This window comes from Paraburkholderia nodosa (assembly GCF_001718195.1).
In the GTDB taxonomy this organism is placed as follows: Bacteria; Pseudomonadota; Gammaproteobacteria; order Burkholderiales; family Burkholderiaceae; genus Paraburkholderia; species Paraburkholderia nodosa_A.
Genome location: NZ_MCNV01000035.1, coordinates 51453 through 68401, shown reverse-complemented (window position 1 = coordinate 68401; position 16949 = coordinate 51453). Strand labels below are relative to the sequence as shown.

15 protein-coding genes are annotated in these 16949 nt (G+C 67.4%); 6 read left to right on the top strand and 9 right to left on the bottom strand.

Going from position 1 to position 16949, the window contains the following annotated elements:
- Both BFD71_RS34775 and BFD71_RS34770 read right to left on the bottom strand, forming a co-directional pair.
- On the bottom strand, positions 1-204 hold a 204-nt coding region (locus BFD71_RS34775; RefSeq protein ID WP_141710898.1), incomplete at its 3' end, for a helix-turn-helix domain-containing protein.
- A 194-nt stretch (positions 205-398) separates the two neighbouring features.
- Positions 399-1040, bottom strand: coding sequence for a C39 family peptidase (locus BFD71_RS34770; protein WP_256095039.1), 642 nt, complete (start codon positions 1038-1040; stop codon positions 399-401).
- Positions 1041-1361: 321 nt separating this feature from the next.
- Here BFD71_RS34770 and BFD71_RS34765 point away from each other — a divergent pair, with 321 nt between their 5' ends.
- Positions 1362-2216, top strand: coding sequence for a helix-turn-helix domain-containing protein (locus BFD71_RS34765; protein ID WP_069268748.1), 855 nt, complete (start codon positions 1362-1364; stop codon positions 2214-2216).
- A gap of 37 nt (positions 2217-2253) precedes the next feature.
- Here BFD71_RS34765 and BFD71_RS34760 read toward each other — a convergent pair whose 3' ends face one another.
- Both BFD71_RS34760 and BFD71_RS34755 read right to left on the bottom strand, forming a co-directional pair.
- Positions 2254-4104 carry an ATP-binding response regulator gene (locus BFD71_RS34760; protein WP_083245637.1) on the bottom strand — a complete coding sequence of 617 codons (1851 nt, stop codon included), beginning with the start codon at positions 4102-4104 and terminating at the stop codon, positions 2254-2256.
- 52 nt (positions 4105-4156) lie between these two features.
- Positions 4157-4681 (bottom strand): molybdopterin-dependent oxidoreductase, encoded by a 525-nt coding sequence (locus BFD71_RS34755; RefSeq protein ID WP_069268754.1) that lies wholly within the window; start codon positions 4679-4681, stop codon positions 4157-4159.
- A 306-nt stretch (positions 4682-4987) separates the two neighbouring features.
- On the opposite strand from BFD71_RS34755, the gene BFD71_RS34750 reads away from it, so the two are divergent.
- Positions 4988-5935, top strand: coding sequence for a phosphoribosyltransferase (locus BFD71_RS34750; RefSeq protein WP_069268747.1), 948 nt, complete (start codon positions 4988-4990; stop codon positions 5933-5935).
- 12 nt (positions 5936-5947) lie between these two features.
- Here the strand turns inward: BFD71_RS34750 and BFD71_RS34745 are convergent, their stop codons facing one another.
- Positions 5948-7624: an ATP-binding domain-containing protein gene (locus BFD71_RS34745; RefSeq protein WP_069268746.1), complete on the bottom strand. Its 1677-nt coding sequence runs from the start codon at positions 7622-7624 to the stop codon at positions 5948-5950.
- A 217-nt stretch (positions 7625-7841) separates the two neighbouring features.
- Here BFD71_RS34745 and BFD71_RS34740 point away from each other — a divergent pair, with 217 nt between their 5' ends.
- On the top strand, positions 7842-8468 hold the full coding sequence (locus tag BFD71_RS34740) for a glutathione S-transferase family protein (protein ID WP_069268745.1): 627 nt from the start codon (positions 7842-7844) through the stop codon (positions 8466-8468).
- Between the two features lie 57 nt (positions 8469-8525).
- Entirely contained in the window at positions 8526-9149 is a 624-nt protein-coding gene (locus tag BFD71_RS34735) for a Fur family transcriptional regulator (RefSeq protein WP_069268744.1), read from the top strand.
- A gap of 108 nt (positions 9150-9257) precedes the next feature.
- On the opposite strand, the gene BFD71_RS34730 is transcribed toward BFD71_RS34735, so the two are convergent.
- The 3 genes from BFD71_RS34730 to BFD71_RS34720 form a co-directional block, all read right to left on the bottom strand.
- Positions 9258-9668: a response regulator gene (locus BFD71_RS34730; RefSeq protein ID WP_069268743.1), complete on the bottom strand. Its 411-nt coding sequence runs from the start codon at positions 9666-9668 to the stop codon at positions 9258-9260.
- Positions 9669-9866: 198 nt separating this feature from the next.
- Positions 9867-11429 carry a cryptochrome/photolyase family protein gene (locus BFD71_RS34725; protein ID WP_083245636.1) on the bottom strand — a complete coding sequence of 521 codons (1563 nt, stop codon included), beginning with the start codon at positions 11427-11429 and terminating at the stop codon, positions 9867-9869.
- A gap of 89 nt (positions 11430-11518) precedes the next feature.
- Entirely contained in the window at positions 11519-12247 is a 729-nt protein-coding gene (locus tag BFD71_RS34720; protein ID WP_069268741.1) for a TetR/AcrR family transcriptional regulator, read from the bottom strand.
- Positions 12248-12344: 97 nt separating this feature from the next.
- On the opposite strand from BFD71_RS34720, the gene BFD71_RS34715 reads away from it, so the two are divergent.
- Together BFD71_RS34715 and BFD71_RS34710 are read left to right on the top strand one after the other, a co-directional pair.
- On the top strand, positions 12345-13910 hold the full coding sequence (locus BFD71_RS34715) for an MDR family MFS transporter (RefSeq protein ID WP_083245635.1): 1566 nt from the start codon (positions 12345-12347) through the stop codon (positions 13908-13910).
- A gap of 259 nt (positions 13911-14169) precedes the next feature.
- The gene (locus BFD71_RS34710; RefSeq protein ID WP_069268739.1) at positions 14170-15474 is read left to right on the top strand and encodes an MFS family transporter; all 1305 of its coding nucleotides are present in this window, start codon (positions 14170-14172) and stop codon (positions 15472-15474) included.
- An 18-nt stretch (positions 15475-15492) separates the two neighbouring features.
- Here BFD71_RS34710 and BFD71_RS34705 read toward each other — a convergent pair whose 3' ends face one another.
- A complete protein-coding gene (locus BFD71_RS34705) occupies positions 15493-16911 on the bottom strand; it encodes an aminotransferase-like domain-containing protein (protein WP_069268738.1) in 1419 nt (472 codons plus the stop codon).
- Positions 16912-16949 lie beyond the last annotated feature (38 nt).

The window sequence follows — 16949 nt, the reverse complement described above, 5'->3', positions numbered from 1 at the left end:
CGCCGGACTCTGCAGGGGCCGGCGCGAGCGGTCCGCCAACGCCGTGGCGCCGTCATCCTGTGCATGCCGGGCAAGCCACTTGTAGCCGGTCTTCGGGCTGATGCCGAAACGCCGGCATAGTTCACGCCGGTTGGCGCCGTCCTGCAGGGCCAGATTCACGAATTCCAGACGCAGGTTCATGGTGTTTCTCGGGTTCCAGGGCATGAACGGCTCCAGGCGAATCACTCGCCCGAAGTGTTACCCATGTCCCCGCACACCTGTTACCCATGTCTCCGGTCCATACACCGCTGCAAAGAAAGTAGGTGCCGCCCCGCACAGGGGCAACCCAGGCATACCGACGCGAAAACAAGAAAAGGCCAAAGCAGCCAGGAACCACAAAAAAAACCAAACCCACGCGATCAGCACGGCCGCCTAAGCGCCATACCCCGCCGGGCATGAAACCGTGCAACCGTCTCATAGGGCAGCCAGGCGTCAGCCTGGTACGGCGCGATGCCCGAAGGATTGTGAAACCACACACCGCCGTCGCCGCGACCGTGCAGCAGGATCAGATGACCGCCCCGGCCGGGGTCCATCCGCTCGGGATAGCGGATCTCGGGGCTCACGGAAACGATGGCGAGCGTTTCGGCATCAACGCGCGCTGCACTCGCCGCAATGTCCTCGTCGATCATTACCTCCACGTGCACGCCGAACGCGGCTTCCACCCATCCGGCGAACGGGCGGTAGATCAAGCCATCCACGCCGCCATCTTCGCGCACGCGATATACACCGTGCCGCAACGCCTCTTCGAGCATCTGCGCGCGCGGCGCATGCGCGACGCCCCAATAGTCGAGCGCCGATTCGAGGCAGGTCAGACCGCACAAGCGCTTGGCCCAGAAGCGATAGGCGTCGGCCTCGGTGAAGCCGCTCGCCCGCCAGCGCGGGTCCTCGCACGGGTCGGCGCCACGCTCGACGATAGGCGCCACCCAGTCGGCGCTGCCCCACTGGCTGTAATACGGCACGCCTTCATGCCGCCATGTCCCGCCGTTGCGCACGTCGTCCAATCGATACCCCTCGCCCCAGTAAGGTTGATTCGCCGCGCGTGAGCGCACGGCGTTCAAAATCGTGCATCTTCGCAGTCGCGCGCCGTCCCCGCAATGCCGCGAATATCGCAAGCCATGTGTAAACGAAGCCGAATATACGCTTACATTCCCGTATTCGGCGCCGCATTACATTTCGCTAAAATAACGCCGTCGCCTGGCATTTTATGCGTTTAGAATATCGTGCTCCCGTGCGCAGGCCGCAGGAGGTCCGGTCAAACCGGCCCCGCGGCGCCACGGCATGATCAATCAGAAACTGAATCCACGAATCCCCCTTCAAGCAGTATGTCGAACGTTGCATACACAACCGACTCGGCCTCGGTGGCGGAGCGCGTACGCGAGCTGATGAGCCGTCACGGCATCGGCAAGCGTCAGCAAACGACCGAGCTGTGCCGGATTCTTGACCTGAGCTTTTCACAGGGGCACCGCAAGCTGCGCGGCAACAGCCCGTGGACGCTCGCGCAGATCAAGAAAGTGGCCGAAGCGTTCGGCGAACCCGCGGGCCAGCTGTTCGGGGCGCAGCTGCTCGACCCCGGCATGGTCGGGGCCAGCGCTCAAGAAGCGATCCTCTGCGTGAGCGCCGCCGAGCTGCCCTGCACCGCCTGGATCGGCGCACCGGTCGAGGCGGGCAGCCGCCCCGACTTCGTCGCCTACGAAAAGCAGGGCCAGTGGCGCGTGGTGCGCCCGGACGGCGCGCTCTACCAGAACGCGCGCGAAGTCCACAAGATCGAGATCTACCCGCGCCGCGCCGAGTCCGACAAGCCGCTCATCGCCGTCGTGGACGACGACCGCTCTTCCGCCGACAACCTGCGCGACTACCTCGAGCACAGCGGCTACACGGCGCTCGCGCTCTACGGCCTCGCGGCATTCAACGAAGCGCTCGAAAACAACGTGTTCGACGGCGTGGTGATCGACTGGCTGTTCGGCAGCCAGACCGCCGCGGAGGCGATCCGCAGCGTGCGCGCCTCCGAGAACCCCGATGCGCCCATCTTCGTGCTCACCGGCGAACTGCTGACCGGCAAGGCCAGCGAATCGGAGATCAGCCAGGTCGTACGCCACTACAACGTGGCCTGCTACGAAAAGCCGGCGCGCATGGCGATTCTCGTCGCCGATCTTTCGAAGCGGCTCAACCGCGGCTAACGCCGCGTTTTGCTCGCTCAACCCGCTCCCGCGCCTTTCACACCGCCGCGCGCGGCGCGCTCAGCGCTCGCTGCAACGCCGCACGCAGCACCTCGTAATGCACCGGCTTCGTGAGCCGGTCGAAAAACGGCGCGCCCTCGCCGCCCGGCGTCTTGCCCGCAGTGTCCGGAAGCGCCGCCAGCCCCGCCACGTCGGCGCTCACCGCGATCACGCGCGGCTGCGCGAGCACATCCTGCGCGGTCTCGAGCCCCGCCACGAAGTCGTAGCCGTCGCGGCCCGGCATGTGCAGGTCGAGCAGCACCACGTCGCACACTTCGTGCGCGAGCAGCGCGAGCGCGCTGTCGGCGTCGCTGGCCGCGAGCGCGCGGTAGCCCATGTGCGCGACCATCTCGCAGAGCGAATCGCGCACGAGCGGGTTGTCGTCGACGACGAGCACCTGCGGCAGCGCCCGCGCGGGCAGCGCCGCTTCGGCCACGGCCGCGGGCGCCGGCGGCTCGACCGGCGTAACGGGAATGCGCACGGTGAAGGTCGTGCCTTTACCCACTCGGCTTTGCGTCTCGATCGTGCCGCCGAACAGCTCGACGAGGCCGCGCACGATCGCGAGCCCCATCCCCGCGCCTTCATAGCGCCGCGAGCGCGACGTGTCGAGCTGCGTGAACTCCTTGAAGATGAGCGGAATCTGGTCCGGCGCCACGCCGGGCCCCGTGTCGCCGACGACAATCACGAGCGTGTCGCCGCCAGCCGGCTTCGGCGCGCCCTCTGCGTCCTGTGATGGCCGCGGAACCCGCGCCGGCGCCTGCAGCCAGAATTCGAGCCGCACCTTGCCGCGCTCCGTGTAGCGGATCGCGTTCGTGACGAGGTTGCCGGCGATCTGGCGAATCCGATGCGGGTCGGCCACCACGCGCCGCTGCGGGCCCACCCACGCATGCTCGAACACGAGCCCGCGCGAGCGCGCCGCCTGCTCGTTCTCATCGACGATCGACTGCAGCAGTTCGCGCGGCTCGAACTCTTCCTGGCGCAATTCGAGCTTGCCCGCGCCGAGACGCGCGTAGTCGGTGAGGTCCTTCATCTGCGCTTCGAGCTGGCGAGCCGCGGTTTCGAGGCGCTGGATCACCTTGCGGTCGGCTTCCGAATGCGAGTTGAAGCCGAGCAGCTCGATCGACGAGACGATCGCGTGCAGCGGCGTGCGCAGTTCGTGGCTGATCATGCCGAGGAAGGCGTCCTTCGCCATGCTCGCCTCGCGCGCGGCGCGGCTCGCCTGGTGCTCGGCTTCGAGCGCCGCGCGCTGCTGGTGCAAGAGGCGCGTGCGCCGGTAGCCGTTCATCACGAGCAGCACGCCCGCCGCCGCCGAAAGCACGAGCAGCACGAGCCCCGAAGCGAACAGTTCGCGGCGCTTGGCGATGAAATCGTGCCGGATCGCCTCGCGCTCGGTCACGTCGGCGAAACGCCGGTTCAGCGCGAGGTCGGTCACCTGGGTCCAGTGCAGGTCGAGCGCCATGAGCATCGGCACCGCGCGTTCGGGGTTGTCCGCGAGCGTGGCGATTTCGGCCTCGAATGGCGAGATCGTCGCGGCCAGAATGGCGAGATCGGCGTCCTGGCGGCGCTTCAGGCCCGGCGTCGAGTCGAGCGAGAGCGTCGAGCCCTTCATCACGTTGAGCTTCGACTGCAGCACCTCGTAGCGCAGCCGCACCTTGTCGAGATCGCGGTCGATGCCGTCCGCGAACATCAGCAGCTGGCTCTCGAAGCGTGCGTAGGCGATCTGGAGCTGCGCGGCGTCCCAGTACAGGCCGTCGTAATTGCCCGTGATGCGCTGCACGACCTGCGGATTGAGCAGGTTCGCGTAGAGCAGATAGCCGACCGCCACCACGGGCGGCGCGAGCGCCGCCATCCAGATGATCGCCTGCAGCAGGCGTCGCAAGGGACGTTGTATCACTCGCTACTCACCGCTTGATCGTCATCGACTTGATCTGCCACGCGAACTTCGAGTCACCGGCCGCGCCGTCGAGCTCGAGCGGATGCTGGTCGCGTGGGTAGATCAGGAACAACGGGCCGAAATTGCTTACCTTGAGGCGCTGGCCGTTCATCTCATAGGCGACCACCACGCCATAGCGCGCGGCGTCGGCGACGGGCACGACACAGGTGTAGTCGTCGAGCGTATGGATCTCGATCTCGCTGCCGTAGGCGCCCACGGCCTCGAGCACGTCCGAAAGCAGCGGGCCCGTGAAGGTCGAGCGCGGCGTCCAGGTCGTGGCCGTCGTGATCGAATGCGCGGGCAGCGCGAGCAGCTGCGCCTCGCTGAAGTGATACGCCGTGTGGGACGCGTTGTTGGTCACGCGCACCTCGCCATCGACGTCGAGCGAGAGCGCACCCGGAGAACCCGCCGCCTGCGCGGAAGGTGCAAAAAACGGCGCCGCACCCGCGAGCGCCACCACGGCGGCCCAGCGCCGCCAGCCTGGCCATCCCATCCCATGCCACATCTTGCCCGAGCCCTTTCGCGCGATGATTCGCGTCGTTTTCGTGTGTCTTTGCGCGGCGCTACGCGACATTTTGCGGTAATGCGCCGCTTTTTCCTGCTGCGTTTCCCTCGTTTTCCTGCTACCTCCACCCACCATGCCAGCAGGCGCTGGTGAGCATAGGCATAATATCGTCAAACATTGTGCTGACAATAGCCGTCTTTTTCTCGTACACCGCTATCGGAAACGCGCATTGCGCAGTTGCCGCGCAGTTGCCGCGCGCTTGCCGATTACGCGCTTCGACACCCAATTCAACCCATGGATAAACCTGTCGTTCCGCTCACCTACGAACAGCTCGATCACTGGGTCGAGTCGCTGCAGCCGGCGCTGATCGCGGAGGAATTCGACCTCGTGGTCGGTATCCTGCGCGGCGGCGCGCCCCTTGCGCTGATGGTTTCGCACGCAACGGGTGCGGCTGTCGCATTCCTGCGCTATGACCGCGCCACGCGCGAAGTGCGCTGGGACTCCACGCTGCCGCTGCCCGAACCGGGCTCGAGAGTGCTGCTCTGCGAGGACATCGCGGGGCGCGGCCATACGCTCGTGGACTGCATCGCGTTCCTGAGCGAGCACGGGCTCGTCGTGCGCACGCTCACCGGCGCCTACGACGACCTCAGCCGTCTGCGCCCCGATTATTCGGTCGACGCGAGCGGCTATTTCGCGCTGTTCCCGTGGGAGCGCCAGGCCTACACCGACCGTTATCGCGCCGACTGGATCCGCGATGGCGACGGCGACGGCACGCGCATGGCCGACGACCACGAGTACGCGGTCTACGCCATCGATCTCGATGGCGTCCTGCTCCCCGACCTCCCGATTGCGCGCTACGACGAAGACCTCGTCGCCGCGCTCGCCGAGCGCGACGAGCTGGTGCCGTTCGAGCGCCTGCCCGGCATCGACATGAAACGCACGCGCGCGATCATCACGGGGCGTCCGGAGATCGACCGCGAGCGCACGCTCGCCTGGCTCGAACGCCACGGTTTCGGGCACCTCGAACTGATCATGCGCACGCCGGACGAACACGACGACACGGCCGCGGCCGTGGCTGCGCACAAGGCCGCGGCGGCCATCCGCAGCGGCGTCACGCACTTCATCGAGAGCGATCCGGTGCAGGCCATCCTGATCGCCCAGACCGCGCCGCTCCTGCGCGTGATCTGGTGGAACGCCCAGGCACGCACGGGCACGCTGATCGGCGCCTCGGCCTGGAGCTGAGCGAGCCGGCGCTTAGACGCCGCCGCGCCGGCCCTCGATGAATCGCGCGGCGCGCGGCGACGCCACCACGATGAGCTTCATGGCCGCACGCGTCGCGCCGACGAAGAGTTTGCGCGCGGCGCGCTCGTCGAATGACTCGAAGTCCACCTCGGTCAGGATCACGCACGGCGCGGACTGGCCCTTGAAGCGGTAGATCGAATCGAGCAGCACATCGCCCTCGCGGTACTGCGGATTGCCGAACAGGTCGTATTGGCCGGTGAAGCTGCGCAGCCGATGCGGGCCGAGCTGATCGAGCGTCGCGAACAGCGAATGCTCGCGTCCGCGCCAGCAAAGCACGACGATGTCCTGCTTGCGAAAGCCCAGCGAAAGCGCCTGCGTAATCGCGCGTTTCGTGACCAGAACCACCCCAGGTTCCGCGCCCGGTCCGGCTTCATGCTCGTCCCAGCTCGCCACGGTCACCTCGGAGCCGTCGAACGGACTCCCCGCGGCGAGCTGCGCGATGGCGGGCACGGTCGGTCCGGCCACGTCGTGCAGGAATGCGAGGATGTCGCGCGGGCTGCGGTAGTTCGTGGTCTCGCGCAGCACGGTCCAGCCCGCCAGCGCGAGCGGCTCGCGCACGTACAGGTTCTGCAGCGGATCTTCGAGCCACCACCATGCAGCGTCCGGCCGCAGCAGACGCCCGAGTGCGCCGACCCACGGCTCGTGGAAATCCTGCCCTTCGTCGACGATCAGCACGTCGAACTGCCAGCGCTCGGCAATCGGCATCTCGCCGAAGCGCTGCACGAGGTCATCGAACGCGCCGGGGCTCGCGAAGTCGGGCACGTGGCCGCCGTCGCGCGCGACCCAGTCGCACAGCTGGTGATAGGTCGCCACCTTTGCCCCGGGCGGCGCGAGCTGCGCGATGTGATCCGCAAGCGGCCGGTTGAAGCACACGTAGAGCGTGCGCGCGCCGCGCGCCACCGCGTCCTTCATGACCTGCACGGCCAGTTGCGTCTTGCCCGAGCCCGCCGTGCCGATCACGCGCAGCCGGAACGGGGCGAATTCGAGGCGCCGCGCCCACGTGGCGAGGCCGCCCGCGAGCCGCGTGACGAGCGTGCCGGCCGCGCCGAGCAGCGCGCTGGTGTCGGGCGTGAGCGAAAGTTCGTCGGCGAGAAAATGATGGATCCTGGCGGCGCACGGCAGGCGCGGCTCGTCGGCGGGCATGGCTTCGAGCACGATGGCGGCGAGCTGCGCCTTGCGCGCGGCGTCGACGATGCGCGCCGGGTTCACGCCCGCGATGGCCGGCTCCCGCACCACGTGGTCGGGGCAATAGAACAGCTCTTCGAGCACGTAGGTGCCCGCGCCGAACGACGCCGTAAAGCGCCGGTGCAGCCCTTCGACCGTGCGTGCCAGCGCGATCGCCACGTTGCGCTCGGTTTGCATGTACGCCTTGACGAGCCCGCCTGGCGTTTCGCGCAAAAAACCGGTTTTCTGCTCGACGATCATCACGCGCCCAGCCGGGCTGACGATCACGAAATCGGCCTCGCCGAAGACCGAAAAGCCTTCGGAGAGCCGCGTCCAGTGCACGCCGTGATAGACGGTGTAGCCGTTCGGCAAACCGCGGGCGAGCGCGGCGAGCGTTTCGCGCTCGCGCGCGGCGGCGCCGGTGGCTTCGAGATGCTGCCAGTCGTCGGGGACAATGCGGGCCATGGGCGGGTCTCGGACGGATGTTGAGGTTCGTGGCGGCCGCGCGGGCAAGCGAGAGAGCGGTGCCGCACGAAGCGGGTACGGCGGCGGAACTCCCGGCGCCGCGCAGCGCCTATTCTACGAAATGCCTGGCTGCGCAAATAAACCGCGCGAGAATCGTGTATCGTGGCGGCCTGCGCCAGGCTTGACCCTTTTTCCTCTTGCAAGGAGTACGCGCCAGATGATCACGATCTGGGGACGCGCCAATTCGGTGAATGTCCAGAAAGTCCTGTGGTGTTGCGATGAACTCGTGCTGCCGTTCCAGCGCATCGACGCGGGCGGCTCGTTCGGCCATCTCAACGAGCCTTCCTATCTCGCCATGAATCCGAACGGCAAGGTCCCGACGATCACCGACGGCACCTTCGTGCTGTGGGAGTCGAACGCGATCCTGCGCTATCTGGCGATGGAGTACGGCCCTTCGAGCCTGCTCTACCCGACCGACCCGAAGGTGCGCGCCTCGATCGAGCGCTGGCTCGACTGGTCGATCGGCACGCTCGCGCCCATCGAGCGCCCTGTGTTCCTCGCGCTCGTACGCACGCCGCCCGAAAAGCGCGACACGGCGAAGCTCGCGGCCGACTTCGATCAGCTGACCCCGCTTTGGCGGCTGCTCGACCACCATCTGCAAGGCCGCTTCTTCATGGAAAACGAGCGCTTCTCGCTCGCCGACATCGTACTCGGCGCGTACGCGCGGCGCTGGTTCGGACTCGAAGGCGTGGAGCGCGAGCCGCTGCCGAATGTCGAACGCTGGTATCAGCGCATCGCGCAGCGTCAGGGCTTCCGCAAGTACATCGATCTGCCGCTCACCTGAGCCGTCGCTCCATGGCGGCGCGGGCGGGCCGGCGGCGCGCCCCGTATAATCGCAAGCATGAAGACAGCAAAACCGTCCCCGGACGCCCCGACCCTGCATAGCGACACCGAGGCGCACGACCACGCGCACGGCCATGCCCACTCGCACGACGGTGTCAAGGGCGCTTCGGTCGAGTCCGCGCTCGCGATGGCCGAGGCCTATTGCCGCGAGCGCGGCGAAAAGCTCACGCCGATCCGCCGCAAGGTGCTGGAGCTGCTGCTCGCCTCGGGACGCGCAACCAAGGCGTATTCGCTGCTCGACGAAATGCGCCAGATCCATCCGGGTTCGGCGCCGCCGACTGTTTACCGGGCGCTCGACTTCCTGCTGTCGGCGGGGCTCATCCACCGCATCGAATCGATCAACGCGTTCGCCGTGTGCCACGACCTCACGCAGTGTCAGCACGGCATTCTCGTGGTGTGCCAGCGGTGCGGCAACGTCACCGAGTTGCACGAGCCCAAGCTGCGTCAAGCGTTAGTTGCGCAGATCGAGGCCGCGGGCTACCGGCTCGCCGGCGACGGCATCGAACTCAAGGGTCTCTGCGCGCAATGCCAGGAGAGCCAGGCCAATTCGGTCGACAAGGCCGCACAGCCGGGCGCCGCTGCGGCGCCCGAAGCCACTGCGCAGCCCTCGTCCGTTAGCTAACCGTTCTTGCCCGCCGTTCAGCGCAGGCAACAGATCGCCCGCGCCGCATGTCGCGGCGCTTCAGTCCGTCAGCACCCACACCTTTCGCGCCGCGCTACGCGCGCGGCGTCATAGCGACTGGCGCGCGTCGATCGCGTCGCTCAGCAGCGTCACCAGTTCGTCCGGCCGGGCCGGCTTGGTCATGAAGTGCTGGAAGCCTTCGCCGATGCTGCGCAAACGCCAGCTTTCGTCGGTGTGGCCCGTGAGCGCGACCGCGACGGTCGGAGCATGGTCGCCGCGGATTTCGTAATCGCGCAGACGCTGGATCAGGTAGAAGCCGTCCATCGCCGGCAGGTCGAGATCGCAGACCACGGCGTCGGGGTGCAGGCTCAGGGCCGCTTCGACACCGGTTTCAGCGTCTTCGACCGCCACGACATGCGCACCCTCCGCCTCGAGTAGCGAAGTCAGTGACGCCCGGCTGTGCGGGTCGTCTTCGACGAGGACGATGGTCGTCCGGTCGAGCTTGTGTACTGCGTTCATTGTGTTTGCTTACATGCCTTTCTGTCTGTCAGGCCGAGTGCCGCAAGGCTACGGGCCCGGAGTCACGCCGGGCGCACGGCAACGCGGGCCGTCCTGATAGAGCAATCTTAATGCCGTCCGGTTCCTGCGTGCCGCGCGTGCGCCCATCCGCGCCGCGCACGATAGCCGCATCACAAGACAGCCCGATGACGGCCGCGCTCACGCTTTGCCGCCCTGTTTTTTGTCCTGCGTTGAACTCTGTCGCGAAGCGGCAAGGCCCTTGGCCTTGCCCGTTTGTGCATAGGCTTCGAGTGCACGCTGGCGCGCCAGTTCGTGCTCGACGACAGGTTCGGGATAAGTTTTGCCGAGGCGCACGCCCGCCGCTTCGAGCTGCTGCGCGCTGGCCTTCCACGGCTGGTGCACGAGCGCATCGGGCAGGCCCGCCAGCTCCGGCACCCAGCGCCGCACGTAGGCGCCGCGCGGGTCGAACTTCTGGCCCTGCAGCACCGGATTGAAGATGCGGAAATACGGCGCGGCATCCACGCCCGAGCCCGCCACCCACTGCCAGTTGGCCGGGTTGCTGGCCGGGTCGGCGTCGACGAGCGTGTCCCAGAACCACGACTCGCCCGCGCGCCAGTCGATCAGCAGATGTTTGCTCATGAACGATGCCACGACCATGCGCACGCGGTTGTGCATCCAGCCTGTGTGCCAGAGTTCGCGCATGCCGGCATCGACGAGCGGATAGCCGGTCAGCCCCCGCTGCCACGCTTTCAGGCCAGCGGCGTCCTTGCGCCACGGCATGGCGTCGAATGCGGGACGCAGGTTGCGCGTCGCCAGATCGGCGTAGTGAAACCGCTGGTAATGGCAGAACTCCCGCCAGCCCAACTCGCTCGCGAACTTTTCGGCGCTCGCAGCGCGGCGCGCCGATCCACGTCCGTGCGCGTGCTGCGCCGCCTTGAGCGCCGCCCAGACCTGGCGCGGCGAAATCGCGCCGACGGCGAGATACGGGGAAAGGCGGCTCGTGGCCGCGTCGCCGGGTTCGTCGCGCTCACCGGCGTAGCCGTCGAGGTCGGTGGCGAGGAACGCGCGCAGGCGCTCCAGCGCGGCTTCCTCTCCCGCAGGCCAGGCCGCGCGCATGCCGCCCGACCAGTCGGGCGCGCGAGGCGCCAGGCCGAGCGCGTCGAGTTTCGATGCACGTTGGGTAAGACGTGCTGGCAGCGATTGAAAAATCATCCGTTCGGGCTCGCCTTCCGGCGGCGGCGGATCGCCCATGCGCAGGCAGGCGCGCCAGTAGGCGCTGAAGACCTGGAACGGCTCGCCGGACTGATTGAGCACCGTCCATGGCTCGTTGAGGAGCTGGGCGCCGAAGCTCTCCGCACTGACGCCGCGCTCGCGCAGCGAGGCTTTGAGGGCGCGATCGACCTCGCGTTGCGCCGCGCCGTAGCGGCGGTTCCAGTACACGGCTTGCGCGCCGGTTTCGGTGACGAGGGCGTCCAGCGTCGCCGCTTCGTCGCCCTGCAAGAGCAGCAGGCGGCCGCCGCGCACAGCCAGCGCCGCTTCGAGCGCGCGCAGCGATTCATGGCGCCACCAGCGCGCCGCCCCGCCCTCCGGGCGCTCGCCCGAGGCATGCGGATCGTGAATCCAGACGCAGATCAGCGGCAGGCCGCTCGCCGCGGCCTGCGCGAGCGCGGGCTGGTCGGCGAGCCGGAGATCGTCGCGAAACCAGACGATGGCGGGGGCTCGATGCGCAGAAGCGCGGGAAGCAGCAGCAGAAGAAGACAGACCGGACCTCGACCGGGAAACATTCGCGCGGCACCGCGCACGGGGCGTGCCGCAAAGGTCCCGGAGCGTACCACGGCGCGCGCTGGCGGCTAATCCGTATCAATGCCCGTATCGGTGCGTGCGTCGATGCGCCCTGGCCCCACGCCCTGGGTGATGAGCGCGACCGCATGGCGCGCGACCGCCTCGACGCCCACGTGTGGCTGCTGCGCGTCGCCGCGCCATATCTGGCTGGTGGCGAGCGGCAAGAGCGTCAGGCCCATCAGCGACTGGAACAGCAGCGCAGGCTCCAGCGCCGCGTTGAGCCGGCCCTCGCGCTGCCAGCGCGCAATGGCCGTGTGGGCCGTTTCCTGGTGCTCGCGGCCGAGGCGCTCGAGCATGCGCTGGCGCAGCACGCCGCCCTCGCTGATGACGTCGCGCACCCAGAGCGGCGGAAACCACGGATTGCGCTGCCCCAGCGCCACGAAGCGCTGCACCAGCGCAGTGAGCGCCGCCACGGGATCGTCGGGATGCTCCGCGAAGATGTCGCCAAGCGACTCGCGCAGCGGCACGAAACGCTCGTCGATCAGCACGTCGATCAGTTGATCGCGCGTCTTGAAGTAGTAGTGGACCATCGCCGGCGTCACGCCCGCCTCGCGGGCGATGGCAGCGAGCGAGGTGTCGAGGATGCCCTGGCGTGCGAACAGCGCGAGTGCGGCTTCGATCAGACGCGCGCGCTGTTCCGCCCCGCCGACGCCGCCGCTCGGCCGGCCGGGACGGCGCGCGGCGGCCCGGCCTGGCGTGCCGCCTGCGCTGTCGAGGGAAGGTTCTGGCGCGTTCATAGGTGTCCTGCCCGGTAACAAAATGAATTTTGACCAACTGGAATAATTGTCCTAATATTAACCTCCGAATTAATTAATTTCAAGATAGACGGACACGATGAAACCCAGCACGAAACACCCTGTGCCCGCTACGGCGGGGGTCGGCACTCACGCGAATGCAGCGGTGCTGGCGTCGGGCCCGGCTGCCGATACCGGCGGCCATCCACCGATCCGGCTGCTGTTTCCGGCGCTCCTGCTCGTGATGCTGCTGGCCGCGCTCGACCAGACCATCGTCTCGACGGCGCTGCCCACCATCGTCGGCGAGCTGGGCGGGCTCGACCGGCTCTCGTGGGTCGTCACGGCCTACCTGCTCACCTCGACGATCGTCGTGCCGCTCTACGGCAAGTTCGGCGACCTGTTCGGGCGCAAGATCGTGCTGCAGGCCGCCATCGTGATCTTCCTGATCGGTTCGGCACTTTGCGGCGTGGCGCAGAACATGGAGCAGCTGATCGTGCTGCGCGCCTTGCAGGGCATTGGCGGCGGCGGCCTGATGGTCGTGACGATGGCCGCCATCGGCGACGTGATTCCGCCCGCTCAGCGCGGCAAGTATCAGGGCATGTTCGGCGGCGTGTTCGGCATCGCCACGGTGATCGGGCCGTTGCTCGGCGGCTTTCTCGTCGAGCATCTGTCGTGGCGCTGGATTTTCTACATCAACCTGCCGCTCGGCGCGATCGCGCTCGTGGTAATCGGCGCGGTGTTCAAGCCGCGCGCCGCGCACGTGAAGCATGTGATCGACTACATGGGCGCGGGCTGGCTCGCCGCCGCCCTCACCTGCCTGATCCTCTTCACGAGCGAGGGCGGCTCGCTGCTGCCGTGGACGTCGCCTACGCTCTGGCTCACGCTGCTGCTCGGCATCGTCGCTGTCGCGGGCTTCATCCACGAGGAAAAGCATGCCGCCGAGCCCATCATGCCGCTCGAACTCTTCCGCCAGCGCACCTTCGTGCTCGCGAGCCTGATCGGCTTCATCGTGGGCGTGTCGCTGTTCGGCTCGGTTACGTTCCTGCCGCTCTATCTGCAGGTGGTGAAGGGCTCGACGCCCTCGCAGGCCGGCATGCAGATGCTGCCGATGATGGGCGGCGTGCTCGTGATGTCGATCATCACGGGCCGCATCATCAGCAAGATCGGCAAGTACCGCATATTCCCGATCGTGGGCACCGCGCTCGTGGCCGTGGCGATGATGCTGCTCGCGCGCCTGCAGATCGACACGCCGATTCACCTCATGTATGTCTATATGGGCCTGCTCGGCTGCGGCCTCGGCATGGTGATGCAGGTGCTGATCCTCGCCGTGCAGAACGCGGTGGAATTTCGCCATATGGGCGTGGCCACATCGGGTGCGACGCTGTTCCGCTCGATCGGTGGCTCGGTCGGCGTGGCCGCGTTCGGCGCCGTGTTCTCGCATGGGCTGCATGCACGGCTCGAAAGGGTGCTCACGGCCGACGTGGAACTACCGCAGCCGCTCACGCCCGACGTGATCCACCATCTGCCGCCCGCGCTGCACGCGCAGTATCTCGATGCGTTCGCCGGGGCGTTGCACACGGTTTATCTCTCGGCTGCGGTCGTGGTGGTGTTCTCGTTCGCGCTGTCGTGGCTGCTGCGTGACGTGCCGCTGCGCAAGCAGCATTGAGCGCGCTTCGCCTGCTTTTCCCCTCCAGCCAGCGGCTCCCCGCTGGCTTTTTTGTGCCTCGCGAGCCCGCATCACGCCGGCCTGATGGGGCCTGCTCGGACCCGTTCGCGACATCATTACATTTTCCACACATTTAATTACAGTTAGCTAAAATCGCGGGCATCGCGCGCCGGGACCCGGCGGCGCGCGATGCAACTCCTGCGACGGCCGCATGACGGCCGTTCGCCATAAAACACACAAACCAGGAGAAGACCCGCCCATGGACGTCCAAACCGACCCAACCACGCTATCCGCGCAAGACACGAGGCGACGCGTATTCGCCATCGTCGGCGCCTCGTCGGGCAATCTCGTCGAGTGGTTCGACTTCTATATCTACTCGTTCTGCGCGCTGTATTTCGCGCCCGCGTTCTTCCCGAGCGGCAACACCACCACGCAGCTGCTCAACACCGCCGGCGTATTCGCCGCGGGCTTCCTCATGCGCCCGATCGGCGGCTGGCTGTTCGGCCGCATCGCCGACCGCCACGGCCGCCGCAGCGCGATGATGATCTCGGTGCTCATGATGTGCGGCGGCTCGCTCGTGATCGCCATGCTGCCCACCTACGCGCAGATCGGCGCGTTCGCCCCGCTCCTGCTCCTCGTCGCGCGGCTCTTCCAGGGGCTTTCGGTGGGCGGCGAGTACGGCACGAGCGCGACCTACATGAGCGAGGTCGCGCTCAAGGGCCGACGCGGCTTCTTCGCGTCGTTCCAGTACGTCACGCTGATCGGCGGCCAACTCTGCGCGCTCCTCGTGCTCGTGATCCTGCAGCAGACGCTTTCCACCGAAGAACTGAAGGCCTGGGGCTGGCGCGTTCCGTTCGTGGTCGGCGCATTCGCCGCGCTGATCTCGCTCTATCTGCGCAAATCGCTCGACGAAACCTCGACGAGCGAGTCGCGCCACAAACGCGACGCAGGCACGATTCGCGGCGTCTGGCAACACAAGGGCGCGTTCTTGACGGTGGTGGGCTTCACCGCAGGCGGCTCGCTGATCTTCTACACGTTCACGACCTACATGCAGAAGTACCTCGTGAACACGGCCGGCATGCACGCGAAAACCGCGAGCAGCGTGATGACCTGCGCGCTCTTCGTCTACATGCTGATGCAGCCGGTGTTCGGTGCGCTGTCCGACAAGATCGGCCGCCGCACGTCGATGATCCTGTTCGGCTCTCTCGCAGTGATCGGCACAGTGCCGCTCATGCATGCGCTCAAAGACGTGGCGAGCCCCGTGGCCGCGTTCGCGCTGATCACGGTGGCGCTCGCGATCGTCAGCTTCTACACGTCGATCAGCGGCCTCATCAAGGCGGAGATGTTTCCGCCCGAAGTGCGCGCGATGGGCGTGGGCCTCTCGTACGCGGTAGCAAATGCGCTGTTCGGCGGCTCGGCCGAATACGTCGCGCTGTGGTTCAAGTCGGCAGGCAGCGAGTCCACGTTCTACTGGTACGTGACCGCGCTGTGCGCGATTTCGCTGATCGTCTCGTGGCGCATGCGCGATCCGTCGAAGGAAGGCTATCTGCGTCACGAACCGTGATGCTCGGGTGCAGCCGCTTCATGCCGGCTGCGCCACGCGCTCCATCGCACGCTGCAATGTTTCGTAGACCTTCGGACGATTGCACTGCGAAACATTGAAACGCAGAAAATCGCTCGCGCTGCGCGACACGCTAAACACGTTGCCCGGCGCGAGCACCACGCCTTCCACCAGCGCCTCGCGCGCGATCTGCGCCGCGTCGAGTCCGTCCGGCAACTGCGCCCATACGAATAGGCCCGCCTGCGGCCGCGTCCATGCGCTCAGGCCCAGCGCCGAAAGCCGCCGCAGCGTTTCGCCCATGGCGTCGGCGAGCTTCGCGCGCAAGCCGTCCAGGTGCCGCCGATACGTGCCGTCCACGAGCAGGCGGTGCACGAGTTCCGCCACCATCTCCCCGTTGCCGAACGAGACCGCGAGCTTGAGATCCACGAGCGGCTCGATCCAGTCGGCGCGCGCCGCGATGAAACCGCAGCGCGCCGCGGCAGACATCGCCTTCGAAAAGCTGCCGATCGTCACGACGCGCGCGAGCCCGTCGAAGGCCGCGAGGCGCGGCGCGGGCTCGATTTCGAAGTCGGCGAAGATGTCGTCCTCGACGATCAGAAGGTCGTGCTCCTCCGCGAGCTTGAGCAGGCGATGCGCGACCGCGGGCGCGAGCGTCGCGCCGGTGGGGTTGTGGACCGCCGAGTTCGTCACGTAAAGGCGCGGGCGCGATTCGGCCAGCGTGCGCTCGAACGCGGCGAGATCCGGGCCCGTCGGCGTGTACGGCACCCCGACCACGCGCACGCGATGCGCGCGCAGCAGCGCCTGGAAATTGAAGTAGCACGGGTCGTCCACGAGCACGGTATCGCCCGGCTCCAGCAGAAAGCGGCACAGCAGGTCGAGCGCCTGGGTGCCGCCATCGGTCAGCACGATCTGCTCGGGCGCGGCCTCCACGCCGTGCTGGCCGAGCCGCCATGCCAGCTGCTGGCGCAGCGCCGGCAGGCCGAGCGGCGACGCGTAATCGGTGAGCGGCGCGCGCGGGTCGCGTGCAAGGGCGCGCAGCGCGCGCCGCACGGCGTCCTGCGGCAGCCACGAGGCGGGCAACCAGCCGCAGCCGGGACGCAGCGCGTCGGCCTCGGTCTGCAGCGACTGGCGCGTGAGCCAGAGCGGATCGATCTCGCGGTCGAGCTGCGGCCCGAGCGCGGCGAGCGCGAGCGGCGGCGCGTGCCCGGCCACGAAAAATCCGGCGCCGCGCCGCACGACGAGCACGCCTTCGGCGACGAGGCGCTCGTAGGCCTCCACCACCGTCGAATTCGACACGCCAAGCTGCCCGCTCATCGCCCGGATGGACGGCACGCGTGCGCCCGCAGCCAGCGAGCGCGCGGCAATGCGCTCGCGCAGCGCCTGCATCACCTGCTCGACGCGCGTCATGGGCAAGGCTTGCGTCCTCGCTCTGTCTTTCATCTGTACTGCTCCGTGTTCAATACAGTTTGAACAAATTG